Source organism: Pseudomonas sp. GW821-FHT07B01 (genome assembly GCF_059419065.1).
The window spans coordinates 384,624-411,105 of the sequence record NZ_JBWKRA010000001.1 but is presented as its reverse complement, the minus strand read 5'-3'; the positions used below and the strand labels follow the sequence as shown (position 1 = coordinate 411,105).

At 61.3% G+C, this 26,482-nt stretch carries 21 protein-coding genes; 9 read left to right on the top strand and 12 right to left on the bottom strand.

Annotated elements, in window-relative coordinates:
• Positions 1-4: 4 nt before the first annotated feature.
• From AC07S6_RS01875 to AC07S6_RS01845, 7 genes are all read right to left on the bottom strand, one after another.
• A complete protein-coding gene (locus tag AC07S6_RS01875) occupies positions 5-2,713 on the bottom strand; it encodes a nitrate reductase (protein ID WP_495111566.1) in 2,709 nt (902 codons plus the stop codon).
• Positions 2,713-3,030 (bottom strand): nitrite reductase small subunit NirD, encoded by a 318-nt coding sequence (gene nirD, locus AC07S6_RS01870; protein WP_014719483.1) that lies wholly within the window; start codon positions 3,028-3,030, stop codon positions 2,713-2,715. Before nirD ends, AC07S6_RS01875 begins: the two co-directional genes overlap by 1 nt.
• On the bottom strand, positions 3,027-5,480 hold the full coding sequence (nirB, locus tag AC07S6_RS01865) for a nitrite reductase large subunit NirB (protein ID WP_495111565.1): 2,454 nt from the start codon (positions 5,478-5,480) through the stop codon (positions 3,027-3,029). The genes nirD and nirB overlap by 4 nt, the downstream gene beginning before the upstream one ends.
• Positions 5,481-5,712: 232 nt before the next feature.
• The gene (locus AC07S6_RS01860; protein WP_495111564.1) at positions 5,713-7,380 is read right to left on the bottom strand and encodes a bifunctional protein-serine/threonine kinase/phosphatase; all 1,668 of its coding nucleotides are present in this window, start codon (positions 7,378-7,380) and stop codon (positions 5,713-5,715) included.
• Positions 7,380-8,591, bottom strand: a complete 1,212-nt coding sequence (locus AC07S6_RS01855) for a nitrate/nitrite transporter (protein ID WP_014719480.1) — start codon at positions 8,589-8,591, stop codon at positions 7,380-7,382. The genes AC07S6_RS01860 and AC07S6_RS01855 overlap by 1 nt, the downstream gene beginning before the upstream one ends.
• A 146-nt stretch (positions 8,592-8,737) precedes the next feature.
• Positions 8,738-9,313, bottom strand: coding sequence for an ANTAR domain-containing response regulator (locus AC07S6_RS01850; RefSeq protein WP_003193274.1), 576 nt, complete (start codon positions 9,311-9,313; stop codon positions 8,738-8,740).
• Between the two features lie 13 nt (positions 9,314-9,326).
• Positions 9,327-10,526 (bottom strand): CmpA/NrtA family ABC transporter substrate-binding protein, encoded by a 1,200-nt coding sequence (locus AC07S6_RS01845; RefSeq protein WP_127881135.1) that lies wholly within the window; start codon positions 10,524-10,526, stop codon positions 9,327-9,329.
• A 246-nt stretch (positions 10,527-10,772) separates the two neighbouring features.
• On the opposite strand from AC07S6_RS01845, the gene AC07S6_RS01840 reads away from it, so the two are divergent.
• The 5 genes from AC07S6_RS01840 (at position 10,773) to AC07S6_RS01820 (ending at position 14,035) form a co-directional block, all read left to right on the top strand.
• The gene (locus tag AC07S6_RS01840; RefSeq protein ID WP_495111563.1) at positions 10,773-11,693 is read left to right on the top strand and encodes a secretin N-terminal domain-containing protein; all 921 of its coding nucleotides are present in this window, start codon (positions 10,773-10,775) and stop codon (positions 11,691-11,693) included.
• A gap of 14 nt (positions 11,694-11,707) precedes the next feature.
• On the top strand, positions 11,708-11,923 hold the full coding sequence (locus tag AC07S6_RS01835; protein WP_034128368.1) for a FliM/FliN family flagellar motor switch protein: 216 nt from the start codon (positions 11,708-11,710) through the stop codon (positions 11,921-11,923).
• A gap of 163 nt (positions 11,924-12,086) precedes the next feature.
• Complete coding sequence (locus AC07S6_RS01830) at positions 12,087-12,476, top strand: winged helix-turn-helix domain-containing protein (protein ID WP_495111598.1); 390 nt, start codon at positions 12,087-12,089, stop codon at positions 12,474-12,476.
• Positions 12,463-12,930, top strand: coding sequence for a transglycosylase SLT domain-containing protein (locus AC07S6_RS01825; protein ID WP_034128369.1), 468 nt, complete (start codon positions 12,463-12,465; stop codon positions 12,928-12,930). The genes AC07S6_RS01830 and AC07S6_RS01825 overlap by 14 nt, the downstream gene beginning before the upstream one ends.
• Before the next feature lie 85 nt (positions 12,931-13,015).
• Positions 13,016-14,035 carry a quinone-dependent dihydroorotate dehydrogenase gene (locus tag AC07S6_RS01820; protein WP_072447413.1) on the top strand — a complete coding sequence of 340 codons (1,020 nt, stop codon included), beginning with the start codon at positions 13,016-13,018 and terminating at the stop codon, positions 14,033-14,035.
• Between the two features lie 127 nt (positions 14,036-14,162).
• On the opposite strand, the gene rmf is transcribed toward AC07S6_RS01820, so the two are convergent.
• A complete protein-coding gene (gene rmf, locus AC07S6_RS01815; RefSeq protein WP_002553055.1) occupies positions 14,163-14,378 on the bottom strand; it encodes a ribosome modulation factor in 216 nt (71 codons plus the stop codon).
• 532 nt (positions 14,379-14,910) lie between these two features.
• Here rmf and rlmKL point away from each other — a divergent pair.
• Positions 14,911-17,175 (top strand): bifunctional 23S rRNA (guanine(2069)-N(7))-methyltransferase RlmK/23S rRNA (guanine(2445)-N(2))-methyltransferase RlmL, encoded by a 2,265-nt coding sequence (gene rlmKL / locus AC07S6_RS01810; protein ID WP_034128371.1) that lies wholly within the window; start codon positions 14,911-14,913, stop codon positions 17,173-17,175.
• A gap of 224 nt (positions 17,176-17,399) precedes the next feature.
• Positions 17,400-19,784, top strand: a complete 2,385-nt coding sequence (locus tag AC07S6_RS01805; RefSeq protein WP_495111562.1) for a sensor domain-containing diguanylate cyclase — start codon at positions 17,400-17,402, stop codon at positions 19,782-19,784.
• Between the two features lie 129 nt (positions 19,785-19,913).
• On the opposite strand, the gene dacB is transcribed toward AC07S6_RS01805, so the two are convergent.
• Complete coding sequence (gene dacB, locus AC07S6_RS01800) at positions 19,914-21,374, bottom strand: D-alanyl-D-alanine carboxypeptidase/D-alanyl-D-alanine endopeptidase (RefSeq protein ID WP_197881195.1); 1,461 nt, start codon at positions 21,372-21,374, stop codon at positions 19,914-19,916.
• Positions 21,375-21,610: 236 nt separating this feature from the next.
• Between dacB and AC07S6_RS01795 the strand changes: the two genes are divergently transcribed.
• Positions 21,611-21,955, top strand: coding sequence for a YggL family protein (locus tag AC07S6_RS01795; protein WP_003193255.1), 345 nt, complete (start codon positions 21,611-21,613; stop codon positions 21,953-21,955).
• A 37-nt stretch (positions 21,956-21,992) separates the two neighbouring features.
• Here AC07S6_RS01795 and AC07S6_RS01790 read toward each other — a convergent pair whose 3' ends face one another.
• Positions 21,993-23,183 carry a benzoate/H(+) symporter BenE family transporter gene (locus tag AC07S6_RS01790; RefSeq protein ID WP_057976252.1) on the bottom strand — a complete coding sequence of 397 codons (1,191 nt, stop codon included), beginning with the start codon at positions 23,181-23,183 and terminating at the stop codon, positions 21,993-21,995.
• 222 nt (positions 23,184-23,405) lie between these two features.
• Between AC07S6_RS01790 and AC07S6_RS01785 the strand changes: the two genes are divergently transcribed.
• Complete coding sequence (locus AC07S6_RS01785) at positions 23,406-24,170, top strand: GntR family transcriptional regulator (protein ID WP_014719469.1); 765 nt, start codon at positions 23,406-23,408, stop codon at positions 24,168-24,170.
• 149 nt (positions 24,171-24,319) lie between these two features.
• On the opposite strand, the gene guaD is transcribed toward AC07S6_RS01785, so the two are convergent.
• Complete coding sequence (guaD, locus tag AC07S6_RS01780) at positions 24,320-25,624, bottom strand: guanine deaminase (RefSeq protein ID WP_495111561.1); 1,305 nt, start codon at positions 25,622-25,624, stop codon at positions 24,320-24,322.
• A 12-nt stretch (positions 25,625-25,636) separates the two neighbouring features.
• Positions 25,637-26,476: a xanthine dehydrogenase accessory protein XdhC gene (xdhC, locus tag AC07S6_RS01775; protein WP_495111560.1), complete on the bottom strand. Its 840-nt coding sequence runs from the start codon at positions 26,474-26,476 to the stop codon at positions 25,637-25,639.
• Positions 26,477-26,482: the final 6 nt, after the last annotated feature.

Sequence of the window (26,482 nt, the reverse complement as noted above, 5' to 3'; positions counted from 1 at the left end):
CCCCTTACACACTGATGGCGATTGGCTGCGGTTTGCTAGCCAAAAGACGTTTGATTTCCGGCACGCAGGAGCCGCATTGGGTGCCGCAGCCCAAGGCCTGTTTGAGGCCATCCAGGTCCAGGCCGCTGCCGATACCGGCACACACGGCGTTTTCGCTGACGTTCTTGCAGTTGCACACAATCTTGTTGCCGGCCGTGGTACCGCCCGGTGGCGCGCTCAATGGCGCCAGCAACCAGCGCCGCAGTTGCTCGTCGGCCCGGCCTTCCAGCCACAGGCTTTGCAGCCAGTGACGGGCGAGGGTTTCGCCGGCCAGGCGCAGGGCGGTGATGCGGCCTTTCTCGATCTTCACGCGCTTGCCGATTGAGCGGCGCGGGTCGTCGTAGGCCATTACCGGGCCATCGTTGAGGCCCAGCAGTTGGTCGATACGGGTCAAGAGTTGCAGGTCGGGCGCCTCGGTATGCGCGGCGCGCACCAGCAGCGCGGGGCGTTCACGGCCAGCCAGGCTCAGGCTGACGTAGGCAAAGGTTTCACACAGTGGGCGCAAGGCTTCGAAGTGTTGCTGTACATCGCCTTCGATCAGCGCAAACAGCTGCCACGGCAGTTGCACGGCTTCCAGGCGCACGCCGCTGTGCTTGAGCTCCGGCTGCTTGGACAAAGGGTCGAACGCCGGTTGAGTGAGGGTATTGACGCCGCCCTTGAGAAAGCGGTCGCCCCAGTGCATGGGCAGAAACGCTTGGCCGGGACGCACACTGTCATCGCTGCCGACGGCGACGATCACGCTGCCGCGACGGCTTTTCAGGCTGACCAGGTCACCCTCTTTGAAGCGGTGGCGGCGTAGCTCATCCGGATGCAGGCTCAACAATGCTTCACTGACGTGCCCGAACAGCTGCGCTGCCGTGCCGGTGCGGCTCATCCCGTGCCATTGATCACGCAGGCGACCGGTGATCAGGGTCAGGGGGAATCGCGCATCGCGCTGTTCCTTGGCGGCGCGGTAAGGCTCGGCGACAAATCGCGCCCGGCCCGTGTCAGTAGGGAAAATGCCGTTGGTGTACAGGCGCGACGTACCCGCTTGCGCACCCTCGGGAAAGGGCCACTGCTGCGGGCCGAGCCGGTCGAGCAGGGCGTGGCTGATGCCGGACATATCCAGGTCACGGCCTTGGGTCAGTGGCTTGAATTCATCAAACAGCTGCGCCGCTTGCTCAAAGGCGAACAGGCTCGGCAATCCCGGACGCAGACGACGCTCCAGGCGCTGTGCGAAATCCACGGTGATCGCCCAATCCGCGCGTGCTTCACCCGGTGGGTTGATGGCGCGGCGCACGTGGGAAATACGCCGCTCGGAGTTGGTCACCGTGCCGTCTTTTTCACCCCAACTGGCGGCGGGCAGTAGCAGGTCGGCATAGGCGGCGGTTTCGGTGGTACGAAACGCTTCCTGCAACACCACGAACGGGCACGCTGCCAAAGCGGCGCGCACCGCGTTCTGGTCGGGCAGCGATTGGGCAGGGTTGGTACAGGCAATCCACAACGCCTTGATCTTGCCAGCCTGCACCTGTTCAAACAGTTCGATGGCGGTAAGGCCCGTAGTCGCGGGCAGTTGTTCCACGCCCCAATAGGCCGCTACTTCAGCGCGGTGTTCAGGGTTGGCCGCTTCGCGGTGGCCCGGCAGCAAGTTGGACAGGCTGCCGGTTTCGCGCCCGCCCATGGCGTTCGGTTGGCCGGTCAGGGAAAACGGCCCGCAGCCCGGCCGGCCAATGGTCCCCGTGGCTAAATGCAGGTTGATCAACGCGCTGTTTTTGGCGCTGCCAGCGGTGGATTGGTTAAGCCCCATGCACCACAGCGACAAAAAGCTGCTGGAGGTGCCGACCCACTGTGCGCACAGGCGCAGCTGTTCGACGCTGATGCCGCACAGCTGCGTGACCATCTGCGGCGTGTAGTCATGCACCAGGCGCTTGAGTTCGGCCAGGCCGTCGGTATGGGCCTGGATAAACGCACGGTCGACCCAGTCTTCCCACAGCAGTAAATGCAAAATGCCGTGGAACAACGCCACATCCGTTCCCGGCAAGATGGCCAAGTGCAGGTCGGCCAAGTCGCAGGTGTCGGTACGCCGAGGGTCAATCACCAGCACTTTCATCTGCGGGCGTTGTGCCTTGGCTTGCTCCAGGCGTCGGAACAATACCGGGTGGGCGTAGGCCATATTGCTGCCGACGATCATCACGCAGTCGCTGTTTTCCAGGTCTTCATAGCTGCACGGCGGCGCATCGGCGCCCAGGCTGCGCTTGTAGCCGACCACCGCCGAAGACATGCACAGCCGGGAGTTACTGTCGATATTATTAGTGCCCACCAACGCCCGCGCCAACTTGTTGAAGCTGTAGTAGTCCTCGGTCAGCAGTTGCCCGGAGATATAGAACGCCACGCTGTCGGGCCCGTGTTCGGCAATCGTCTCGGCAAACACGTTGGTCGCGTGTTCCAGGGCGGTGTCCCAGTCGGTGCGAGTGCGCGCCAGTTCTTTGCCCAAGCGTAGTTGCGGGTAAAGCGCACGGGCGCTCAAGTCGCCGGTCAGGTGCAGGCTCGCGCCTTTGCTGCACAACTTGCCGAAGTTGGCCGGATGGCTGGGGTCGCCTTGCACCCCCAGGATCTGTTCGCCGTCATGCTCGATCAGCACGCCGCAGCCCACCCCGCAATAACAACAGGTGGACGCGGTGGTCTGGCGGTTCATCAACCCGCGTCCCGCAGGGCCAGCATCACCCGGCCGTTTTCGACCCGGGCCTGATGATGGTGGGCGCAGCCGATATCCGGGGCCTGGGCTTGGCCAGTCGCCAGGTCGATCTGCCAGTTGTGCAGCGGGCAGGCCACCCGCTTGCCGTAGATCAAGCCCTGGGACAGCGGCCCGCCTTTGTGTGGGCAGCGATCGTCAAGGGCAAAGACTTCATCGTCACTGGTGCGAAAAATCGCGATGTCACCTTTGGGTCCGCTGATGATGCGCGAGCCCAGGGCGTTGATTTCATCGAGGGCGCAGATATCCAGCCAGTTCATAGCGAGACCTCCAGGTGTTTGACGGGGATCACGTCGAATTCCTTTTTCAGCTGCGGCTGTTCCAGGCGTTCTTTCCACGGGTCCTGCTCGAATGACAACGAGAACTGCAAACGCTCATTGAGGGCCTGGCGGCGGGCCGGGTCTTCCAGCACAGCCTTCTTGATATGCTCCATGCCCACCCGCTGCAGGTAGTGCACGGTGCGCTCCAGGTAGAAGGCTTCTTCGCGGTATAGCTGCAGGAATGCGCCGTTGTATTCGCGTACTTCCTCGGCGGTTTTCACCTTGACGAAGAACTCTGCGACTTCGGTCTTGATCCCGCCGTTGCCACCGATGTACATCTCCCAGCCCGAGTCGACACCGATAATGCCTACGTCCTTGATGCCCGCTTCCGAGCAGTTGCGTGGGCACCCGGAGACCGCCAACTTGACCTTGTGGGGCGACCACATATTGAACAGGTCATGCTCCAGCTCGATGCCCAGTTGCGTCGAGTTCTGCGTGCCAAACCGGCAGAACTCGCTGCCCACACAGGTTTTGACGGTGCGGATGGATTTGCCATAGGCATGCCCGGACGGCATATCCAGGTCCTTCCATACTCCTGGCAAGTCCTGCTTCTTGATACCGAGCAAGTCAATGCGCTGGCCGCCGGTGACCTTGACCATCGGCACGTTGTACTTGTCGGCCACATCGGCGATGCGGCGCAGCTCCGAAGGATTGGTCACGCCGCCCCACATCCGTGGGACCACAGAGTAGGTGCCGTCTTTTTGAATATTGGCGTGGGCCCGTTCGTTGATCAGCCGCGATTGCGGGTCGTCCTTGGCTTCACCGGGCCAGGTGGAGATCAGGTAATAGTTGAGGGCCGGGCGGCAGGTGGCGCAGCCATTGGGGGTGCGCCAGTTCAGGTAACGCATGGTGCTGTCGATGGTCAGCAGGTGCTGCTCGCGGATGGCCTGGCGGATCTGCCCGTGGTTGAGGTCGCTGCAGCCACAGATGGCTTTTTCACTTTTGGGTTTGACGTCGGCGGCGCCGCCCACGGTGTTGATCAGGATCTGCTCGACCAGCCCGGCACAGGAGCCGCAGGAACTGGCGGCCTTGGTGTGTTTTTTCACCTCATCGACACTGAACAGCCCTTGTTCCTGGATCGCCTTGACGATGGTGCCCTTGCACACGCCGTTGCAGCCGCAGACTTCGGCGCTGTCGGCCATGCTCATGGCTTTGTCCTGGCCTTGGTGGCCGACATCGCCGAGTGCATTTTCACCGAACATCAGATGATCGCGGATTTCACCGATGGCGTGGTTCTCACGGATCTGGCGGAAATACCAGCCGCCATCGGCGGTATCGCCGTACAGGCAGGCGCCGACCAGGATGTTGTCCTTGATCACCAGCTTCTTGTACACGCCGCCAATCGGGTCGGAGAGCGTGATGGTTTCGGTGCCTTCGCCGCCCATGAAGTCGCCGGCGGAGAACAGGTCGATGCCGGTGACTTTCAGCTTGGTCGAGGTCACCGAGCCCTTGTAAGTGGCAAAGCCCAATTGGGCCAGGTGGTTGGCGCAGACCTTGGCCTGTTCGAACAAGGGCGCCACCAGGCCATAGGCGATGCCGCGATGGCTGGCGCATTCACCGATCGCATAGATACGCGGGTCGTAGGTTTGCATCGTGTCGTTGACCAGGATCCCACGGTTGCAGGGGATGCCGGACTTTTCCGCGAGTTCGGTATTGGGGCGGATGCCGGCAGCCATCACCACCAGGTCGGCGGGGATGATGTCGCCATTCTTGAACTGCACCGAGCCGACGCGGCCATTGCCAGCATCGTGCAGGGACTGGGTTTGCTCGCACAGGCGGAACACCAGGCCGCGACTTTCCAGTTCGGTTTGCAGTAGCTGGCCGCTGGTCTTGTCCAGTTGCCGCTCCAGCAGCCATTCACCGATGTGCACCACCGTCACGTGCATGCCGCGCAGCATCAGGCCGTTGGCCGCTTCCAGGCCGAGCAGGCCGCCGCCGATCACCACCGCATGCTTGTGGGTCTTGGCGGTGTCGATCATCGCCTGTGTATCGGCAATGTCGCGGTAACCAATCACGCCCTGCAAGCTGTTGCCGGGAATTGGCAGGATAAACGGCGTGGACCCGGTGGCGATCAGCAGGCGGTCATATTCGGCCTCGCTGCCGTCTTCGGCGATGACTTTGCGCTTGACCCGGTCGATCTGCACCACTTTGCGGTTGAGCAGCAACTTGACGTTGTTGTCCAGGTACCAATCCAGGTCGTTGAGCACGATCTCTTCGAAGGTTTGTTCACCGGCCAGTACCGGCGACAGCAGGATGCGGTTGTAGTTGGTGTGAGGCTCGGCGCCGAACACGGTGATGTCGTACAGCTCGTTGCTCAGCTTGAGCAGTTCTTCCAGGGTGCGAACCCCGGCCATGCCGTTGCCGATCATCACCAGTTTGAGTTTTTTCATGTCGTTCTCCGCAATGGCTCGACAAATCGTGCGCAAACAAAAAAGGCATCCCCGCTAGTCAGCTAGCGAGGACGCCTTTGTCCTGGTCCCGTTCTCTCGGGAAGCTCGGCCCTTCGTCGTTGAAGGAGCGGCTATATGTGGGGTGTTGGGAACGTTAATGCAGCAGCTGTGCCAAGTCCCTATAGCCCAGGTTTACTGGGCGTTTACACGGAGAGTCGGCGCATTCTGCCCGCTAGTGGTGCATCAGCCAGTACAGCAGCACCAGATTGAGTAGCAGCGAAGCCATCGCCAGGGTCTGCCAGACTTTCAAGGGTTCGCGTTCGAGCAAAGGGCGTGGGCGTACGCTCAATTCGCGGCGATCGGCCTGCTCCAGCACCAACAGCCATTCTTCGGCGGTTTCATAACGTTGGGCAGAGACAGCGGTCACCGCTCGTTCCAGGCTGTGTGGCAACCATTCCGGCAAGTCGGGGCGATAACGGCTGGCGCTGACGGATTGGGAAAACCTGGGCCGTTGGAAGGCCTCGATTTCACCGTAGGGGTAATGCCCGGTTAGCAGGTAATACAAGGTCACGCCGACGCTGTACAAATCCTGTTGTGCCGTAGGCTGCTCGCCAGCGAACGCCTCGGGCGCGATGAAACTCGGGGTGCCGGGCAGCAGGTGCGCACGGTCCTCGGAGAGCCCGGGGCAATAGGCCAGGCCGAAGTCCAGCACTCGCAGTTCGCCATCTTCTCCCAGCAGCAGGTTTTCTGGCTTGATGTCGCGGTGCAGGATCTGCCGGCGATGCAACAGGCCCACGGCGCGCAGCAAGCGTTCGGCAATCGACTGCCATTGTGCCAACGGCAGCGGGCCCTGTTGTTGGAACAGTTGGGCCAGGGTTTGCCCGGCGTATTCGCGCATCACGTAGTACAAATGCTGACGGCCACTGGCGGCATGCACTTCGGGAAAGGCCCGGCCGGCGACCCGGCGCAGAAACCATTCCTCCGATAACAAGGCCTGGGCGGCGTCGGTATCGTCGCAACGCAACGGCAAGGTCTTGAGCAGCCAGGGTTGCCCCTGGGCGTCGTGCACGCGGTACAGCAACGACTGCCGACTCTGCGCCAGCACGCTTTGCACCTGCCAACCTTCAAAGGTTTGTCCGACTTTCAGCGGTGGCGGCAGTGGCCATTGCTGCAACTGCACCAAGGCGTCGCCGAGGGTGGCCGCGCCGAGTTGATCGATGCGCACCAGCAAGGCGCTGGCGTTGTCTTGACTACCCGCCAGGTGGGCGGCGTTGACCAGGGTGTTGACGGCCAGCTCGAGGTCGCTCTGTTCGCGCAGGATCGCGCCGATGCTGTGATCGCCCAGCGTGGCCCATACCCCGTCGCTGAGCAGCAGGAAACACTCGCCCTCGCGCAATGGACCATCGAGGAAGTCCAGCACTAGGTGCTGATCCAGGCCGAGGGCGCGCTTGAGTACATGTTGCATGCCCGGCTGTTCCCACACATGGTCTTCGCTGATGCGTTGCAACTCGCCGTCAAGCCAACGATACGCCCGGCAATCACCGACATGGGCCAAGGTGAAGCGTTGGCCGCGAAACACCAGGGCGCTGAGGGTGGTGAGCAACGGTTGGCCGCCGCCGTTGGCTTGCAACCAGCGATTCTGCGCCAGTAACAAGCGCTCCAGCGCCTGGGCCACGCCCCAGGTCTGTGGCGTAGCGTAGTAGTCCAGGGCCAGGGCCTGCAGGGTCGAGCGTGCGGCCAGGCCACCGTCGGCGCACTGGCTGACGCCGTCGGCCAGTGCGCACAGGTAGCCTTTGCTCGCGGCCAGTTCCGCCATGGGCGTGACCACCCGCAGCGCATCCTGGTTCTCGCTGCGCGGGCCGATGGCACTGGCCTGGGCGACGCTCAGTTGTAAGCTCATCAGACGCGTGCGGCGGTCACGGCGGCCGAACCCCAGGTGGTTCTCCAGCGCCGTTTCACCCCATGCAGGCCGAACCAGGCCAGCACACCGAGGCTGGCGAACAACCACAGGGCCAGTTGATAGCTGCCAGTACTCTGCTTGATGGCGCCCATGCCCGCCGCAAGGGCGAAGCCACCGATGCCGCCGGCCATGCCGATCAGGCCGGTCATGACGCCGATCTCACTGCGAAAACGCTGCGGCACCAGTTGGAATACCGCCCCATTGCCAGCGCCCAGGCCGAGCATGGTGCAGACGAAAAGTGCCAGCGCCGCGTAGGAACTGGGTAGGTTGAACCCCACTGCCGCAATGCAGATCACCGCCACGCTGTACATGCCGAGCAAGGTTTTGATCCCGCCGAACCGGTCTGCCAGGGCGCCGCCCAATGGGCGCATCAGGCTGCCGCCGAACACACAGGCGGCGGTGTAGTAGCCGGCGGTCACCGGGCTCAGGCCATATTGGTCGTTGAAGTAGCCGGGCAGGGCGCTGGCCAGGCCGATAAAGCCGCCGAAGGTCACGCTGTAGAAGAACATGAACCACCAACTGTCGCGGTCGCCCAAGGCCTTGAAGTAGTCGGCCATGGCTTTGGCTTTCGGCCGTTCAGGCGCATTGCGCGCAAGCCAGGCGAATACGATCAGGGTCAGCACCAGTGGGATCAGTGCAAAGCCGAACACATTGCTCCAACCAAAGGCGGCCGCCAGCACGGGCGCCAGCAACGCCGCAAACACGGTGCCGGAGTTACCGGCGCCGGCGATGCCCATGGCCTTGCCTTGGTGCTCCGCCGGGTACCACTGTGACGCCAAGGGCAGGGCGACCGCGAAGGACGCACCGGCCATGCCCAGGAACATGCCTAGCAGCAGCGCTTGTTCGTAGCTGTGGATCCCCAGTTTCCAGGCGCAGAACAGCGCCACGATCACAATCACCTGGCCTATCAGCCCGGCGGTCTTGGGCGACAGCTTGTCGGCCAGCATCCCCATCAAGAAGCGCAGTACCGCGCCCGCCAGGATCGGGGTGGCGACCACTAGGCCGCGCTGTTGGGTGGTCAGGTGCAAGTCAGCGGCAATCTGCACCGCCAGGGGGCCCAGCAGGTACCAGACCATGAAGCTCAGGTCGAAATACAGGAACGCGGCAAACAGGGTCGGGGTGTGCCCGGATTTCCAGAAGCTTGATTTCATCACGCACCTCAACGGTTGGGGGTCTAGAAACGAAAAAACGCCGCCACCGGGTTCGCAAGGGCAAACCGGGTGGGCGACGTCTTTGTCGTGAAGGGGCAACCGCCGTTGGCTACCTGTGATAATTCTTTAGCAAGAGCTGAGCCAGATCAGCCGAGCAACTCGCTCATGGCAATAATCTGCTCCGCCACCTGGATCAGTTTCTGTTGACGGCTCATGGCCTGGCGGCGCATCAGGGTGTAGGCCTCTTCCTCGTTGCAGCTCTTCATCTTCATCAGCAGGCCCTTGGCCAACTCGATGCGCTTGCGTTCGGCCAGTTGCTGGTCGCGGGCATGAAGCTGGGCGCGCAGGGCCTGGTCACTCTCGAAGCGCGCCATTGCCACATCGAGGATCGGTTGCAGGCGCTGGGCCTGGATACCTTCGACGATATAGGCACTGACGCCGGACTTGATGGCCTGGCGCATTACATTCGGGTCGTGCTCGTCGGTGAACATCACGATGGGCCGTGGCTGATCGCGGCTGACCAGCACCACTTGCTCCATCACATCGCGCCCGGGTGACTCGGTATCGATCAGGATCACATCAGGACGCACTGTTTCGACGCGTGCGGGCAGGTCGATGGTCAAGCCGGACTCATCGATCACCTCGAAGCCGGCCTCGGTCAATGCGGCCTTGAGGCGCCCGACCTTGCGCGGGGTGTCGTTGATCAACAGGATTCGCAGCATCGTCGGGCTCCTGTCAGCGCAGCGCTTGGCGATTGGCATCATCGGCCAGGGCATGCAGGTGGAAGCTGCGGGCGTAGCCAGCGGGGTCGCTGCCGTCCCAGGTCTTGCCGTCGAGCAACTGGCTGCGGCGCATGTCCGAGTCGCCTGCGTTAATGCCCAGCGCCTCGGCAGCCTGGCGATACAGTGCCAATTGCTGAACTTGCCGGGCAACGCCCAGGTAGTCAGGGTCTTCCCGCAGCAAGCCCCAGCGCCGGAACTGGGTCATGAACCACATGCCATCGCTGAGGTAAGGCAGGTTCACCTCGCCGTCGGCGAAAAAGCGCAGTGCATGGGGATCCTGCCAGTGGTTGCCCAGGCCATCGTCATAGTGCCCCAGCAGGCGCGGTTCGATGCAGCCCACAGGTGCGTCGAGGTATTCACTGGCACTGAGCAACTGGGCGGTAGAGCGGCGGTTTTCACGGCTCTGTTCGATAAACCGGCTGGCCTCGAGAATCGCCATGACCAGCACGCGTGCGGTATTGGGGTACGCGTCAGCGAAGGCTTGGGTGCAGCCCAGGACTTTTTCCGGGTGGTCCGGCCAGATTGCCTGGCTGGTCGCCAGGGTAAAGCCCTGGTTCTGTTGCACTGCGCTGGCGCACCAGGGTTCACCCACGCAAAGTCCATCGATGCGTCCGGCTTGCAGGTGCGCCACCATTTGCGGCGGCGGCACCACCACACTGTTCACATCCTGCAATGGATGAATGCCTTGGCTCGCCAGCCAGTAATACAACCACATGGCGTGGGTGCCGGTGGGAAACGTCTGAGCGAAGGTCAGTTTTGTCCGGCTTTGGTGCACATGGCCTTTCAACGCCTCAGGAGTGATCACCCCTTGCTGTTGCAGGCCGTGGGACAGGTTGATGCCCTGGCCATTCTGGTTCAGCCCCATCAGCACTGCCATGGGGCTGGCGGCGACGCCGCCGATGCCCAGGTGTACGGCATAGATCAGCCCGTAGAGACTGTGGGCGGCGTCCAGTTCACCGCTGACCAGCTTATCGCGCAGGTTGGCCCAGGACGCCTGGCGCTTGAGGTTGAGTGTGAGGCCGTAAGGTTGGGCGAAGCCCTGGGTGGCGGCGACCACCAACGAGGCGCAATCGGTCAGGGCCATGAACCCAAGGTCCAGGCTGCTCTTTTCCGGGGCATCGCTGCCGTGTACCCAAGCCAGCGGATCGTTCATCAATACCTGCCTTTTCTGAAAAAAAAGCGCCGTTTCCCAAGCTGGCGTTACAGGCCATTGCAGGGAAACGACGCCTTTGTCCGTAGGCCCGTGCCGCCGTTGGTGCGAGCCTGATACAGAGTGCATAGCAAGGCACATGCCATGGGTGGGCCGGTGCAACTGGCCGTCAACTTTCCATCATGATTGAACCTCGTGCGCCTCGCAGTATGGCCGCTTCCTCAGGCCAGACCGCCAGGCATTCCCACGGTGCACGCTGATTTCCTCGCAACCCTCAATTGCCGCTGGCTGTACAGCGTGCTGCTGTGCGCCGCGCTGTTGCTGGGCAGTCGCACGGCCTGTGGCGAGGTGTACCAGGCACAGGATGAGGGGCTGCCGGCTTTCTTTGCTGCGTTGTCTGTGTCATTGGGCCTGCCCGTGGTGACCAGCCGTGCCGTGGCTAGTAGGCAGGTGAGCGGAGCGTTCGATTTTGCGGCGCCGCAACAGGTCATTGAAACGCTCGCCGCGCGCGAAGGCTTGATCTGGCACAGCGATGGCCAAGTGTTGCACGTCTACGCTGCCGACGAAGCGAGAAGCTCGGCGGTGGCGCTGCAACATATTAGTGTCGACAGGCTGCGTGGCATCATGCGGCGTGCAGGGCTGGATGAGCCGCGTTATCCGCTGCGCGCAAACGGGGCGCGCATGTTCTACGTGTCCGGGCCTCCCAGCTATGTCGATCATATATTGCGGCTGACGCAACTGATGGATCAGCCCCCTCGCAAGGCGCCAGAGCGCCCGCCTGCATTTGGCGTGGTGCAAGTGGTCAATTTCCCGGTGGAAGATCACCCGCACGGCGTGGGTACCAACAGGGGCCGGGTACCAGGCATGCTCTCGATGATCCAGGCCCGGCTATCCCAGGCGCAGAGGGACCAGTTGGCCGACGGCCGCCTTGCGTTGCTGGCCTATCCGGATACCAACAGTGTGTTGATCAAGGGCTCGCCTGCCCAAGTGAAAGTTATCGAGAAATTGCTCGCCGAGCTGGATGTGGCCCAGGTGCTGAATGAAACCTTGCCGGGGCAGGCGCATGCCGGTGGTGGCGACCCGCAGGCCGGGCCACCTCAGTTGACCGCCGCGCAATATGAGCGTGTGCAACGTGCGTTCCTACGGACGGAGCGCGAGTTTTCCCCCTGAAAAGGCATTTGTCCATGCACCTGGAAATACTGCTGCAGGAGCAATTGATCAGCCGCAAGCGTTTGGCCGCGTTCGCGCCGGGAAAAGTGCTGCCCTTGGACCCAGGCGTCACACGATGTGTGGAGGTGCGGGTCAATGGACAATTGATGGCGTTAGGTGAGTTGGTGCAGTTGGAGGACCGGCTAGGGGTCGAGTTGCAGGAGACCTTTCAGGAATGGCTGTCGCGATAAGGGGGCAAGCGATTTGTCTGACCGGCAGCGGCCCAAAAAAAACCATTGAATGGGTTTTTTCCTAACGCGAGTCTGCGGGGCGGTTTTTATAGTCGTGCCAATGGCAGGTGAGCCGGTTCACACAGTAAGGATTTGAATGTCAGTAGTCGATACAGAGGTGCGTATGGCCGTCGTGACGCAAGAAGCGGCGGCATCCCTGGTCTTCGCTCGCTGGACCTTGCACGGCGATGGTCGGTTGATAGGCGCGGATGCGGATATACAGCTGCCTCCCAAGGAGGCGCAGGTGCTGAGGTTGCTGCTGGCCTCCGGTGGCGCACTGATGACCAAGGACCGCTTGCTGGAACTGGCCTGGCCTCGGGGCGAGGTAGCCGATGAGTCACTTACGCGTTGTATTTATTCCCTGCGCAAGCACTTGAGGGCCGACAAAGGCTTTATCAAGACTATTTATGGCAAGGGCTATCGCTTTACATGCCCGGTACGGGTGGGTGATCAACCGAGGGCTGTCCTGCACCTGTGCGCCGTCTGTGGTCAGGCCAGTAATGTTAAAGGTTAGGGTCGGGGGCAGAGGCCTGTTGTTCAGTGTGCTGATGGGCTGTAACCCGGCATGGGCCTATTGCTGGGAAGAGGCGGCCAGCCGCTACGATCTCGAGCCAGAGTTACTGCAGGCTATCGCCTCAGTCGAGTCGGGTTACCGTGCGCAAGCAATGAACTACAGCAACCGAAACGGCACACGGGATATTGGCTTGATGCAGATAAACAGCATTCACCTGCCTCGTTTGCTCAAGCAGGGTATTACCGAAGAGCGGTTGTTGAACGAACCTTGCCTGTCGGTGGAAGTAGGCGCCTCGATTCTTGCCGATTTTATACAGCGTTTTGGCTACAACTGGACGGCAGTGGGCGCTTACAACGTTGGGCCCGGCCCCGGCCCTCAGCGTGAGGCATTACGCCTGCGCTACGCCGAGAGGATCTGGGTGCGCTATGAGGCCTTGATGGCGCAGCGTCAATGAGATCGAGTGTCATGCCTCGCATGCAACCCACCGCCGCGGCTATAATCACCGCCACCTTTTACCGCCATCCGAGTCTAGCCCGCCCATGTATAACCTGGCCCGCCAGCTGTTGTTCAAACTTTCCCCGGAAACCTCCCACGATCTGTCCCTGGACCTGATCGGCGCTGGTGGCCGCCTGGGGCTCAATGGCCTGGTATGCAAGGCACCGGCGAAAATGCCGGTGTCGGTGATGGGGCTCGACTTCCCCAACCCGGTCGGGCTGGCAGCCGGCCTGGACAAGAACGGCGCCGCCATCGACGGGTTTGCGCAGTTGGGTTTCGGCTTTGTCGAAATCGGCACCGTGACCCCACGACCGCAACCGGGCAACCCCAAGCCCCGCATTTTCCGCCTGCCGGAAGCGGAGGCGATCATTAATCGCATGGGCTTCAATAACCTCGGCGTCGACCATCTGCTGTCGCGGGTTCAGGCGGCGAAATACACCGGCATCCTGGGTATCAACATCGGCAAGAACTTTGACACCCCTGTGGAACGTGCGGTGGATGACTACCTGATATGCCTGGACAAGGTCTACGCCCACGCCAGCTATGTCACCGTCAACGTCAGCTCGCCCAACACTCCGGGCCTGCGCAGCCTGCAATTTGGCGATTCCCTCAAGCAACTGCTCGAAGCCTTGCGCCAGCGCCAGGAAGACCTGGCCGTGCGTCACGGCAAGCGTGTGCCCCTGGCCATCAAGATCGCGCCGGACATGAGCGATGAAGAAACCGTACTGGTGGCCCAGGCCCTGGTGGATTCAGGGATGGACGCGGTGATTGCAACCAACACCACCCTCAGCCGCGTGGGCGTCGAAGGCCTGGCCCATGGTGACGAGGCGGGCGGCCTGTCGGGCGCGCCAGTGCGTGACAAGAGTACCCATATCGTCAAGGTGCTGGCGGCCGAGTTGGCCGGGCGTTTGCCGATCATCGCGGTGGGCGGTATTACCGAAGGCAAGCACGCGGCCGAGAAGATCGCGGCTGGCGCCAGCCTGGTGCAGTTGTACTCCGGCTTTATCTATAAAGGGCCGGCGTTGATTCGCCAGTCGGTGGATGCCATCGCTGCCTTGCGCTGACAATCTGCGGGGCAATAAAAAGGGCTCCATAAAGGAGCCCCTGGGCCGAAGCCCGCCGCCCGGATGGGGCGCGCGTGGTTAAGTCGTTACTCGTTCAGAGATGTGTGTCGGAATAAAGTGCCCCTGATTAGCCGACGGCGTGAAGTTCGTTGAGTCTGTGGATGCCCGCAGTGCCAGTCATACCGTCCCAGTTGTCGCCGCGTCCTTCTCGCCAGCCGTTGATCCAGGCTTGGCGTACCGACGGTAGAGTAAATGGGCAAAGCTCACGGGATTTTCCATGAACGCCATATTGATATCCGCGTAAAAATGCTCTTTCCAACGGATCACGCTTAAGTCTTCTCATAGGGTGTTTCCCTCACTTGTTGACTGTCTAGATATCCTTCGGCCTTGTCCAAGGCCGGGCAGAGTTTTTCTGCCGTTGGTGGGCTCGCTGCCGGCGTGGCGAGCCGATGTGTCGGCACCGTTACGGCGCCAACCTGTGTTGAGTTCTAACCAATAGGTCACATGTATTCAATGATCGTTTTGTCATAAGCACGTAACGATAACGATGCTATAGCCATAAGCTGGGATGGTTATTCGCCCCTTTTATAGGGCAAAGCCAGCTATGATGTGCCCTGCACAGAGGAAAGGTTTAATCCCTTGGTGAGAATGACCGCCTGTTGCAGTCGGTTATTATTCGACGAAGGGTCGGAATATTTCTTTTTATTGCACAACATTCTTCTTCTGCCTCGCCAATAAAGGCTCAAGGGCCCGTCAGACGGGGTGGAACGGCACATTCGTGCCACGCGAGCACTCTTCGAGAAAAGTGCTTGATTGAAAACCGAACCGGCGATGCGTCGCCTGTTCACTTATTGCTGAAAAGCCTGGAATGCCCCATGTCGGACCGTTTTGAACTCTTCCTCACCTGCCCCAAGGGCCTCGAAGGCCTGCTGATCGAGGAAGCCGTCGGGCTTGGCCTTGAGGAAGCCCGCGAGCACACCTCGGCCGTGCGCGGCATGGCCGACATGGAAACCGCCTACCGCCTGTGCCTCTGGTCGCGCCTGGCCAACCGTGTGTTGCTGGTGCTCAAGCGCTTCCCGATGAAGGACGCCGAGGATCTTTACCACGGCGTGCTGGACATCGAATGGGCTGACCACATGGTCCCCGACGGTACCCTTGCGGTGGAGTTCAGCGGGCACGGCTCGGGCATCGACAACACCCACTTCGGCGCGCTGAAGGTCAAGGATGCGATCGTCGACAAACTGCGCACCCCGACCGGCGAACGTCCATCCATCGACAAGATCAACCCTGACCTGCGCATTCACCTGCGCCTGGACCGTGGCGAAGCCATCCTGTCCCTGGACCTTTCCGGCCACAGCCTGCACCAGCGCGGCTACCGCCTGCAGCAGGGCGCGGCACCGCTGAAGGAAAACCTGGCGGCGGCGATCCTGATCCGCGCCGGCTGGCCGCGTATTGCGGCCGAAGGCGGCGCGCTGACAGACCCGATGTGCGGTGTGGGTACCTTTCTGGTCGAGGGCGCGATGATCGCCGCCGACATGGCCCCCAACCTCAATCGTGAACTGTGGGGGTTCACCACCTGGCTGGGCCACGTCCCGGCGTTGTGGAAAAAACTGCACGCAGAAGCCACTGAGCGTGCCGCTATCGGCATGAACAAGCCGCCGTTGTGGGTGCGTGGCTATGAAGCCGACCCACGCTTGATCCAGCCTGCTCGCAATAACATCGAGCGCGCCGGGCTGAGCCATTGGATCAAGGTGTACCAAGGCGAAGTCGGTACTTTCGAGCCGCGCCCGGACCAGAACCAGAAAGGCCTGGTCATCTGCAACCCACCTTACGGCGAGCGCCTGGGTGATGAAGCCAGCCTGCTGTACCTCTACCAGAACCTCGGCGAGCGCCTGCGCCAGGCCTGCATGGGCTGGGAAGCGGCGGTGTTTACCGGCGCGCCGGACCTGGGCAAGCGCATGGGTATCCGTAGCCACAAACAGTATTCGTTCTGGAACGGCGCATTGCCGTGCAAATTGCTGCTGATCAAGGTCAACCCGGACCAGTTCGTGACGGGCGAACGCCGCACTCCTGAACAGCGCCAGGCCGAACGTGAGCAAGCGGCCTACGACCAGGCCCCGAGCGAGCCGGCAGAGCGTCAGTACAACAAGAACGGCAACCCGATCAAGCCCGCCCCGGCCCCCGTGGTGGAACAGGCGCGCTTGAGCGAAGGCGGGCAGATGTTCGCCAACCGCCTGCAGAAGAACCTCAAGCTGTTGGGCAAATGGGCCAAGCGCGAAGGGGTGGATTGCTACCGTGTGTATGACGCTGACATGCCTGAATACTCCATGGCTATCGACCTGTACCACGATTGGGTGCACGTACAGGAATACGCCGCGCCTAAATCCATCGACCCGGAAAAAGCCTCGGCGCGCATGTTCGATGCCTTGGCGGCAATTCCCCAGGCACTGAACGTCGACAAGAGCCGTGTGGTGGTCAAGCGTCGTGAGCGTCAGAGCGGCACCAAGCAATACGAGCGTCAGAGTGCCCAAGGCAAGTTCACCGAGGTCAGTGAAGGCGGCGTTAAGTTGCTGGTCAACCTCACCGATTACCTGGACACCGGCCTGTTCCTCGATCATCGCCCGATGCGCATGCGCATCCAGAAGGAAGCGGCGGGCAAGCGCTTCCTCAATCTGTATTGCTACACCGCCACAGCCAGTGTGCATGCTGCCAAGGGCGGCGCGCGCAGCACCACCAGCGTCGACCTGTCCAAGACCTATCTGGACTGGGCGCGTCGCAATTTCTCCCTCAACGGCTTCTCCGACAAGAACCGCCTGGAACAGGGTGACGTGATGGCGTGGCTGGAAGCGAGCCGCGATGAATTCGACATGATTTTCATCGACCCGCCGACCTTCTCCAACTCCAAGCGCATGGAAGGCATCTTCGACGTGCAGCGTGACCATGTGCAGTTGCTCGACCTGGCCATGGCGCGCCTGGCGCCGGGTGGCGTGCTGTACTTCTCCAACAACTTCCGCAAGTTCCAGCTGGAAGACAACCTCAGCGAACGCTATGCGGTCGAGGAAATCAGCGACAAGACCATCGACCCGGATTTTGCGCGCAATGCCAAGATCCACCGCGCCTGGAAAATCACCGCACGCTGATTTTCCCCTGTAGGAGCGAGCTTCTGTGGCGAGGGAGCTTGCTTCCGCTGGGCTACGCAGCGGCCCCGGAAACTTGCGGGCGCTTCGCACCCGAGCGGGAGCAAACTCCCTCGCCACAATAAGTCCGTTGACGGTTTTGCACTGGTCAAACCCATGACCGATGGCTATAACTTAAGCCCTAGCCAAAGTGACACCCCCGCACACTGGCGCTGTGAGTGTTGCCTATGCCGATGCAAGTCGTTCGCCCGAAAATCCTTGGTTTTATCAGTGAGCAGGCATCGGCTTGGCTGGTGGCATTGGTGGTGTTAGTGGTTGGTAGCGCGCTGACGGTGGTCGTCGCGTGGGCGGCTTCGGATCTGTATCAGCAACAGGTGCGCCAGCGGTTCCAGTTGCTGGTCAACGAGCGCTACAGCCGCATCCAGGAACGTTTTGAAGACCAGGAACAACGCCTGGGCAGCCTGCAGCGTTTCTTCGTCAATTCCGGCGAGGTGTCCCGCACCGAGTTCGACGGTTTCGCCAAACCGCTGTTGTTGCATGCTCGCGCTTATGCCTGGGCACCACGGATATTTCGCCCGCAGCGCAGCCTGTTTGAACAGGACATTTCTCGCCAGCGTGGCATTCCCTTCAGTATCCGCGAACTGAATACCTCCGGTGAATTGGCGCCAGCGGCCGAGCGCGATGAATACGTACCTGTGCTGTACAGCCAGACGCAAAGTTTGCTGGGCTCGCCGCTGGGCTTTGATCTGCTGGCGCAGCCCCTGCGCCGTGCAGCGCTGGAGCGTGCGCAACAAAGCGGCCAGTTGGCGGTGTCACAGCCCATGCAATTGGTGGGGGTGGAGCCCGCTTATGCGGCAGGCGTGTTATTGGTGGCGCCCGTGAGCAAAGTCGTGGGGGCCGAGCCTTATGGTTTTGTGATGGCGGTGATCAGCATGCGCCAGCTGGTGGCCGAGGGGTTGCCCAGGCCCAACCGTGACAACCTGGTGATGCAGATCGTAGACACCTCCGACACCCAGCAACGGGTGTTGTATGCGTCCAGTAACGCGTTGGGCAGTAGTGGCTTGACGGCTGCACGCCGCCTCTCCCTGGGGGATCATGTCTATGCCCTGAGCCTGAGCGCCAGCGAAGTGTTCGACAGGGCCAACCATTCTTCGATGCACACCATTCTGGCGATGGGCGTGTTGCTCAGCGCCTTGCTCAGTGCGCTGCTTTACATGTTGGTCAGCCAGCGCCAGCGCGCACTGAAACTGGTGGAGCAACGCACCGTTCAATTGCGTGCCCGTGAGCAGGAGTTGCGTGGCGCCCATGGGCAACTGCGCAGCGTGTTGAATGCGGCGACTCAAGTGGCGATCATTGCCACTGACCTGCGCGGTGTGATCAACACCTTCAATGCCGGTGCCGAACAGATGTTGGGCTTTACGGCCGAGGAGGTGCTGGGGCATATGACCTTGGACCGTTTGCATGTGGCCGTGGAACTCGACGCCCGCGCCGAGCCGTTGAGCAGGGCGCTGGGCAAGCGCATTCCAGCGAGTCAGGCGATGCTGGTGGAGAGCCCGGACAGTCAACATGAAGGACGTGAGTGGACGCTGGTGCGCAAGGATGGCAGCCAGTTGACGGTCAACATGTTGCCGACCGTGCTCTTGGATGACCATGGCCTATGGGTCGGGCACCTGGCGATTTACCTGGATGTCACCGAGCAAAAGCGCGCCTATGAGGCCCTTGCCGTCCGCGACCGCCTGCTGAAAAAACTCAGCGCCCATGTGCCTGGTGGCATCTTCCAGTTCACCCTGGAGCCCCAGGACAACGGGCGTTTCATCTATGCCAGCGAAGGCATGCGCGATATCTATGAAATCGAGCTGGGCATGCTGCAGAAGGATGCGCGCACGGTCCTGGAGCGCATTCACCCTTTGGATCTGGAGCGAGTGCGTGCGTCGATACGCCTTTCTGCGTTGCAAATGAGCCATTGGCGAGAAGAGTACCGCGTGCAATTACCCCAGCGAGGCCTGCGCTGGATTCGCGGCGAAGCGACGCCGGAAGAGTTGCCGGGAGGCGGTACGCTTTGGCACGGTTATGTATCGGATATTTCTGATCTCAAACGGGTCGAGGAAGAACTGCGCGCGTTGTCCATCACCGACTCCCTGACAGGGATCTATAACCGGCGCTATTTCCAGGATCGTCTCAAGGGCGAAATGCTTCGGCTCAACCGTATATCTGGCGCGCTGTCGTTGATCATGCTCGATATCGACCACTTCAAGCGCATCAACGATCAGCATGGCCATGCCGTGGGCGACAGCGTGTTGCAGGAGTTGTGCAAGCGTATCGGCCAGCGCTTGCGCCGCACCGATGTGTTTTGCCGGATCGGTGGGGAAGAGTTCGTGGTGCTGTGCCCCAACACCGATGGCGCGCAGGCATACAGCCTGGCGATACAGTTGTGGCAGTCGTTGCGTGATGCGTCGATGGAAACGGTGGGGGTGGTTACCGCCAGTTTCGGCGTGGCCAGTTGGCGGATTGACGAAGGCATTGATGGGTTGCTGCTGCGCGCTGATTCGGCGGTGTACGTGGCCAAGCAGGCGGGCAGGGACCGGGTCGAGGAAGCCCTGATGCTTGAATGATCGTTCCCACGCTCTGCGTGGGAATGCATCCTAAGACGCTCCGCGTCACGCCTTGAGCGCGGACGCAGAGCGTCCAAAACAGCATTCCCACGCAGAGCGTGGGAACGATCAGACAGGGTAATGGGGTGCTTAGAGGACCGGCGCGGCCGCAACGGCCTTCGGCTGGCGATACAGGTCCAGCAGCACCTGATCCAACACCGACGAGGCTCCCCAAGGCTTGGAGTCGTTGAGAATCGCCACCACCGCCCAGGTATTGCCATTGTTGTCGCGGCTGTAACCGGCAATGGCGCGTACGGTGTTCAAGGTGCCGGTCTTTACGTGGGCTTCGCCGCGCAAGGCGGTGGTTTTCAGGCGTTTACGCATGGTGCCGTCGGTGCCGGCGATCGGCATCGAGCTGATGTACTCTGCTGCATAAGGGCTTTTCCACGCCGCTTGCAGCATGGCCGCCATCTCCCGGGCGCTGACCCGTTCGGCGCGGGACAGGCCGGAGCCGTTTTCCATCACCAGGTGCGGCGCGGTGATGCCTTTCTTGGCCAGCCACTGGCGCACGACGCGTTGCGCGGCCTTGGCATCGTCGCCATCGGCATCGTTGCGAAATTGCGCACCCAGGCTCAGGAATAACTGCTGGGCCATGGTGTTGTTACTGTACTTGTTGATGTCGCGGATGATCTCCGCCAGGTCCGGCGAGAAGGCGCGGGCCAGCACCTTGGCATCCTTGGGCACCGGAGCCTGGATATCACGGCCCTGGATGGTACCGCCCAACTCCTTCCAGATCGCCCGCACGGCGCCGGCGGTGTAGGTGGCGTGGTCGAGCAGCGACAGGTAAGTCTGCGAGCTGCAGCCATCACCCAATTGGCCGCTGACGGTCACGGTCACGCTGCCGTCGGCGGCGGTCACCGGGCTGTAGCGCACGTCACCGGTGCACTGCTTGGCGTTGGTGACTTTCACCTGGTTGTCGATGCGAATGCTGGCAATCGGCGGCTCGACCGATACGATCACCCGCCCCGAATCATTGCGGGTCACGAAGCGCAGGGCCTTGAGGTTGACCAGCAAGGCGTCGGGCTTGACCAGGAACGGCTTGTTCTCATCGTTGCCGTCGTCGTTGAACTCGGGTAATTGCGGCTGGTTGAAGAAGTTACGGTCTAGCACCAGATCGCCGGTGACTTGCTGAACGCCATTGGCGCGCAGGTCGCGCATCAGCAGCCAGAGCTTTTCCATGTTCAGCTTGGGGTCGCCGCCTCCCTTGAGGTACAGGTTGCCACGCAATACGCCGCCGCTGAGGGTGCCATCGGTGTAGAACTCGGTCTTCCACTGATGGTTGGGGCCGAGCATTTCCAGGGCCGCATAAGTGGTGACCAGCTTCATGGTGGAAGCCGGGTTCACCGAGACGTCGGCGTTGAAGACCGTAGGGGTACCAGGGCCGTTCAGGGGCAGCATCACCAAGGACAGCGCGGTATTTTGCAGCTTGGCCTTCTGCAAGGCCTGCGCAACGCTGGGTGGCAGGGTGTTATTGACGGGAGCAGCGGAAACGGAAAGGGCCAGGGGCAAGACAACACTGGCAAGTAACACTGAACGCAAAGATTTGATCATAAGAAATAAAACCCTACTGCTGAGGAGGGTGAAAAAGGCGAGGGGTATGGAAGAAAATCCCTCAGTGGTCACGAAAGTGTCGGCATTATGCCCCAAGCTGGCGCTGCTTGTAGCTGAACGATAGCTGCTAATCGCGGTTTTTTTGCGCGCATTTGCCCGTCGGTCCCAGAGATTCGGGCAATTGCCGCCTTAAACTGCTAAAGTGCCGCCCGTTAATACTTATGAGGATTGTTCCAATGGCGACTAACCGTTCCCAGCGTCTGCGCAAAAAACTGTGCGTTGATGAATTTCAAGAGCTGGGTTTCGAACTGAACCTGGACTTCAACGAAGGCCTGAGTGAAGAAGCTATCGACGCTTTCCTCGAAGCATTCATCAAAGAAGCCATGGAAGCCAATGGCCTGGGCTATGTCGGCGGCGATGACTACGGTCTGGTTTGCCTGCAAAAGCGTGGCTCGGTCTCCGAAGAGCAGCGTGCTGCGGTCGAAGCCTGGCTGAAAACCCGTTCCGAGCTGACCAAGGCTGAAGTCAGCCCGTTGCTGGACGTGTGGTATCCGGAAAAGCCGATCAACGCGGCGAAGTGATACTGAAAAAAACGGCGACCTGAGGGTCGCCGTTTTTTTATGCCTTGCGCCAATTCAGAATCAGCAGCGTCAACACCCCCGCCACAATCCCCCAGAACGCCGAACCGATGGAAAACAACGTCAAGCCTGACGCCGTGACCATAAAGGTGATCAGCGCCGCTTCCCGTTCCTTCGGCTCATTCATGGCGATGCTCAAGCCATTGATGATCGAGCCAAACAACGCCAACGCCGCAATCGACAGCACCAGTTCCTTGGGCAGGGCTGCGAACAATGCTGCCAGCGTGGCGCCGAATACCCCGGCAATCCCATAGAACACCCCACACCACACCGCAGCGGTGTAGCGCTTGTTGCGGTCTTCATGGGCGTGCGGCCCGGTGCAGATCGCGGCGCTGATCGCCGCCAGGTTGATGCCGTGGGAGCCGAACGGTGCTAGCACCAGTGACGCCAGGCCGGTGATGGTGATCAACGGCGACGCCGGCACGGTGTAGCCGTCGGCTCGCAGCACGGCTACGCCGGGCATGTTCTGCGAGGTCATGGCCACCACGAACAGCGGAATGCCGATGCTGATGGTCGCCGCCAGCGAGAAGTGCGGCGTCGTCCAAACAGGCGTCGCCACCTCCAGATGAAAACCGCTGAAATCCAGCAGCCCCATCAGCCCTGACAAGGCGGTACCGATGAGCAAGGCGGCCAGCACGGCATAACGCGGCGACAGGCGCTTGATGATCAGGTAGGTGAAGAACATCCCCAGCACCAGCCCGGTACGATGCTGGGCGGCGACGAAAATCTCGCTGCCGATCTTGAACAGGATCCCCGCCAGCAACGCCGCCGCCAGTGACGCCGGAATCCGCTTGACCAGTTTCTCAAAGCTGCCGGTCAAACCGCAGAGCGTCACCAGTACCGCGCAGGTGATGTAGGCACCGATGGCCTCGCCATAGCTCACGCCGCCCAGGCTGGTGATCAGCAGCGCCGCGCCAGGGGTGGACCAGGCGATGGTGATCGGTGTGCGATAGCGCAGGGACAGGCCGATGCTGCACACCGCCATGCCGATGGAAATCGCCCAGATCCACGAAGAAATCTGCGCCGTGGTCAAGCCGGCGGCCTGGCCGGCCTGGAACATCAGCACCAGGGAGCTGGTGTAGCCGGTCATCATGGCGATAAAGCCGGCGACGACGGCCGACGCAGAAGTGTCGGCCAGTGGGCGCAAGGGCGCTTGGGTGGCGTCGGTCATGGAGAGGTGTTCCTTATTGCCGGGAATTTGCCGCTGGCGGCTCTGATTCAAGCCTAAACTCAAACGTAACGAGTCATTGCAATACAGCCGAGCCCGCAAACAGCCGTACAGTGTGTTGGCGCAGTGGGTTGTGTACAATGTGCGCTGTTTTTAGGTGATACTTGCCAGCGACACGCTGTTGCCGTATTACCGTTAATTCGCCGTTCTCAAACCCGAGTGCCCATGAACGAACAGTTGCAACCTCTCAAGAAACAACCGCGAGCCGGCAAGGCCGGTCGCAGCGGAACCCAGGACGATATCGTCTATGCGCATATCTTCGAGGCGATCCTTGAACAACGCCTGGCGCCCGGAACCAAATTGAGTGAAGAGGCACTGGGCGAGATCTTCGGCGTGAGCCGCACCATCATTCGCCGCGCGCTGTCGCGCCTGGCCCATGAAAGCGTGGTACTGCTGCGGCCCAATCGCGGTGCGGTGGTTGCCAGCCCAAGCGTCGAAGAAGCACGCCAGGTGTTCATGGCCCGGCGCCTGGTGGAGCGGGCGATCACAGAATTGGCGGTGCAGCACGCCACGGCCGAGCAGTTGGCCGAGTTGCGCCAGATGGTCAACGACGAGCGAGACAGCTTCTCGCGCGGTGACCGTGGCGCCGGTATCCGTCTCTCTGGCGAGTTCCACTTGAAGCTGGCCGAAGCCGCGAAGAACGCGCCGCTGATCAGCTTCCAGCGCAGCCTGGTGTCCCAGACGTCATTGATCATCGCTCAGTACGAAAGCGGCAACCGCTCGCACTGTTCCTACGATGAACACACCCAGTTGATTGACGCGATCGAAGCCCGGGATGCGACGTTGGCGGTGAACTTGATGATGCATCACATGGATCACATCGACAGCAAGCTCAACCTCGATGAAGAGAGTGCGTCGGATGATTTGCATGCGGTGTTTTCGCACCTTTTACAGACTAAAAAACCTGGGCGTTCGTCTGTAAAGTTGTAAACCCAATCAAATGTGGGAGCAGGCTTGTATGGGAGCCGGGCTTGCCCGCGATGCAGGCGCCGCGGTGTATCAGTTACACCGCGGTGATGCTATCGCAGGCAAGCCAGCTCCCACACAAGCCAGCTCCCACTTTGGTTGTGTAGCTTGAATCAGCGCTGGTGCACCAGCTGCCCGGCTGCATAGGTCTGCAACACCGTCCGATCATCCCCAAGCGTCATCAGCACAAACAACGTCTCGGCAATGTTATTGGCCTGTTTCAGGCGGTAGCTCAGCAGCGGCGTGGCGTTGTAATCCAACACCAGGAAGTCTGCATCGGTGCCTGGTTGCAACGTGCCGATCTTGTCTTCCAGGCGCAGCGCTCGAGCGCCGCCCAGGGTGGCCAGGTACAGCGACTTGAACGGGCTCAGCCGCGCACCTTGCAGTTGCATGACCTTGTAGGCTTCGTTCAGGGTTTGCAGCAGCGAGAAGCTGGTGCCGCCGCCCACGTCGGTGCCCAGGCCCACGTTCAAGTTGTGTTTCTCGGCCATCGGCAGGTTGAACAACCCACTACCGAGGAAGAAGTTCGAAGTCGGGCAGAACGCCACCGCCGAGCCGGTCTCTGCCAGCCGTGCGCATTCGTCGTCGCACAGGTGTACGCCGTGGGCAAACACCGAGCGCTCGCCGAGCAGCTTGTAGTGGTCGTAGACATCCAGGTAGCCGTTGCGCTCCGGGAACAGCTCATTGACCCACTCGATTTCCTGCTTGTTCTCGCTGATGTGGGTCTGCATGTACAAATCCGGGTACTCGCCCAGCAGCTGACCGGCCAGCGTCAGTTGCTCCGGCGTGCTCGTAGGGGCGAAGCGTGGCGTCACCGCGTAATGCAGGCGCCCCTTGCCGTGCCAGCGCTCGATCAGCGCCTTGCTTTCCTGGTAGCCGGATTCGGCGGTGTCGGTGAGGTAGTCCGGCGCGTTGCGGTCCATCATCACCTTGCCGGCGATCATGCGCAGGTCGAGTTTCTCGGCCGCTTCAAAGAATGCATTCACCGATTGCGGGTGCACGCTGCCGAACACCAGCGCTGTGGTGGTGCCGTTGCGCAGCAGTTCCTTGATGAAAATATCCGCGACTTCTTCGGCGTGAGCCTTGTCGGCAAACTGGCTTTCACAAGGGAAGGTGTAGGTGTTGAGCCAGTCCAGCAGTTGCTCGCCATAGGCGCCGACCATCCCGGTCTGTGGCAGGTGGATATGGGTGTCGATCAAGCCAGGGGTAATCAGCGCGTCCTGGTAATGGGTGATGTCGATATCGGCGGGCAGGCTCGGCAGCAGGTCGCTGGCGTGCCCGAGGGCACTGATCTGGCCGTTGTCGATCACCAGCAGGCCGTCCTCGAAATATTCATAAGAGGCTTCGATCCCCGCGATGGCAGGGTCGGCGATGCTGTGCAGGATGGCGGCACGGTAGGCTTTGCGAGTCAAAGGCATGATCGTCTCAATTCAGATAGCGTGGCTGCGGCGCGAAGCCGGCAGCAGTTTGGCAATAGGTTCGGCGCCGGCAAGGTGCTGGCCGAAATTGGCGTTATAGGTGGCGATGATTTCGCCGGCGATGGAGATGGCGATCTCCACCGGAAGCTTGCCCTTGACCTCGGGGAGGCCCATGGGGCAACGCATGCGTTGCAACTGCGCGGCGTCAAAGCCGCGATCACGCAGGCGGTGTTCGAATTTGACCCGCTTGGTTTTCGAGCCAATCAGGCCGAAGTAGGCGAAGTCGTTGCGCTTGAGCAGGGCGGCAGTCAGTTCCAGGTCCAGCGCGTGGTTGTGGGTCATGACGATGCAGTAACTGCCTGCTGGCAAGTCGGCAATTTCGTCGACCGGCTCTTCGCTGACGATTTTACGCACGCCTTGGGGGATGTGCTGCGGGAATTCCTGCTCGCGGGAATCGATCCAGCGCACCCGGCAGGGCAGGCTTGCCAGCAATGGCACCAACGCACGGCCGACATGGCCGGCGCCAAACACGGCGATGTGCGCCTGCGCCTGGCCCATGGGCTCGAACAACAGCACGGTGACGCCACCGCAGCACTGGCCCAGGCTGGCGCCGAGGCTGAAGCGCTCCAGATGGGTGTTCTGCTGGCCGCGCACCAACATGTCTCGGGCGATCTGCATCGCCTTGTATTCCAGATGCCCGCCGCCGATGGTGTCGAAGGTGTGCGCGGCGCTGATGACCATCTTGGAACCGGCGTTGCGCGGGGTTGAGCCGAGTTCTTCGATGATGGTGACGAGCACGCAGGGTTCGCCCTGATTGTGCAGGGTGGCGAGGGCGCTGATCCAGTTGTCCATGTCTAC

Bases quoted from the DNA above. Each gene is read 5' to 3' on its own strand.
- AC07S6_RS01795 (WP_003193255.1), top strand. From the start codon at position 21,611: ATGGCGACTAACCGTTCCCAGCGTCTGCGCAAAAAACTGTGCGTTGAT.
- AC07S6_RS01860 (WP_495111564.1), bottom strand. From the start codon at position 7,380: ATGAGCTTACAACTGAGCGTCGCCCAGGCCAGTGCCATCGGCCCGCGC.
- AC07S6_RS01875 (WP_495111566.1), bottom strand. From the start codon at position 2,713: ATGAACCGCCAGACCACCGCGTCCACCTGTTGTTATTGCGGGGTGGGC.
- AC07S6_RS01850 (WP_003193274.1), bottom strand. From the start codon at position 9,313: ATGCTGCGAATCCTGTTGATCAACGACACCCCGCGCAAGGTCGGGCGC.
- dacB (WP_197881195.1), bottom strand. From the start codon at position 21,374: ATGATCAAATCTTTGCGTTCAGTGTTACTTGCCAGTGTTGTCTTGCCC.
- nirD (WP_014719483.1), bottom strand. From the start codon at position 3,030: ATGAACTGGCTGGATATCTGCGCCCTCGATGAAATCAACGCCCTGGGC.
- AC07S6_RS01790 (WP_057976252.1), bottom strand. From the start codon at position 23,183: ATGACCGACGCCACCCAAGCGCCCTTGCGCCCACTGGCCGACACTTCT.
- AC07S6_RS01835 (WP_034128368.1), top strand. From the start codon at position 11,708: ATGCACCTGGAAATACTGCTGCAGGAGCAATTGATCAGCCGCAAGCGT.
- rlmKL (WP_034128371.1), top strand. From the start codon at position 14,911: ATGTCGGACCGTTTTGAACTCTTCCTCACCTGCCCCAAGGGCCTCGAA.
- AC07S6_RS01825 (WP_034128369.1), top strand. From the start codon at position 12,463: ATGTTAAAGGTTAGGGTCGGGGGCAGAGGCCTGTTGTTCAGTGTGCTG.
- AC07S6_RS01855 (WP_014719480.1), bottom strand. From the start codon at position 8,591: ATGAAATCAAGCTTCTGGAAATCCGGGCACACCCCGACCCTGTTTGCC.
- AC07S6_RS01820 (WP_072447413.1), top strand. From the start codon at position 13,016: ATGTATAACCTGGCCCGCCAGCTGTTGTTCAAACTTTCCCCGGAAACC.
- xdhC (WP_495111560.1), bottom strand. From the start codon at position 26,476: ATGGACAACTGGATCAGCGCCCTCGCCACCCTGCACAATCAGGGCGAA.
- AC07S6_RS01830 (WP_495111598.1), top strand. From the start codon at position 12,087: ATGGCCGTCGTGACGCAAGAAGCGGCGGCATCCCTGGTCTTCGCTCGC.
- AC07S6_RS01785 (WP_014719469.1), top strand. From the start codon at position 23,406: ATGAACGAACAGTTGCAACCTCTCAAGAAACAACCGCGAGCCGGCAAG.
- nirB (WP_495111565.1), bottom strand. From the start codon at position 5,480: ATGAAAAAACTCAAACTGGTGATGATCGGCAACGGCATGGCCGGGGTT.
- AC07S6_RS01845 (WP_127881135.1), bottom strand. From the start codon at position 10,526: ATGAACGATCCGCTGGCTTGGGTACACGGCAGCGATGCCCCGGAAAAG.
- rmf (WP_002553055.1), bottom strand. From the start codon at position 14,378: ATGAGAAGACTTAAGCGTGATCCGTTGGAAAGAGCATTTTTACGCGGA.
- AC07S6_RS01805 (WP_495111562.1), top strand. From the start codon at position 17,400: ATGCCGATGCAAGTCGTTCGCCCGAAAATCCTTGGTTTTATCAGTGAG.
- guaD (WP_495111561.1), bottom strand. From the start codon at position 25,624: ATGCCTTTGACTCGCAAAGCCTACCGTGCCGCCATCCTGCACAGCATC.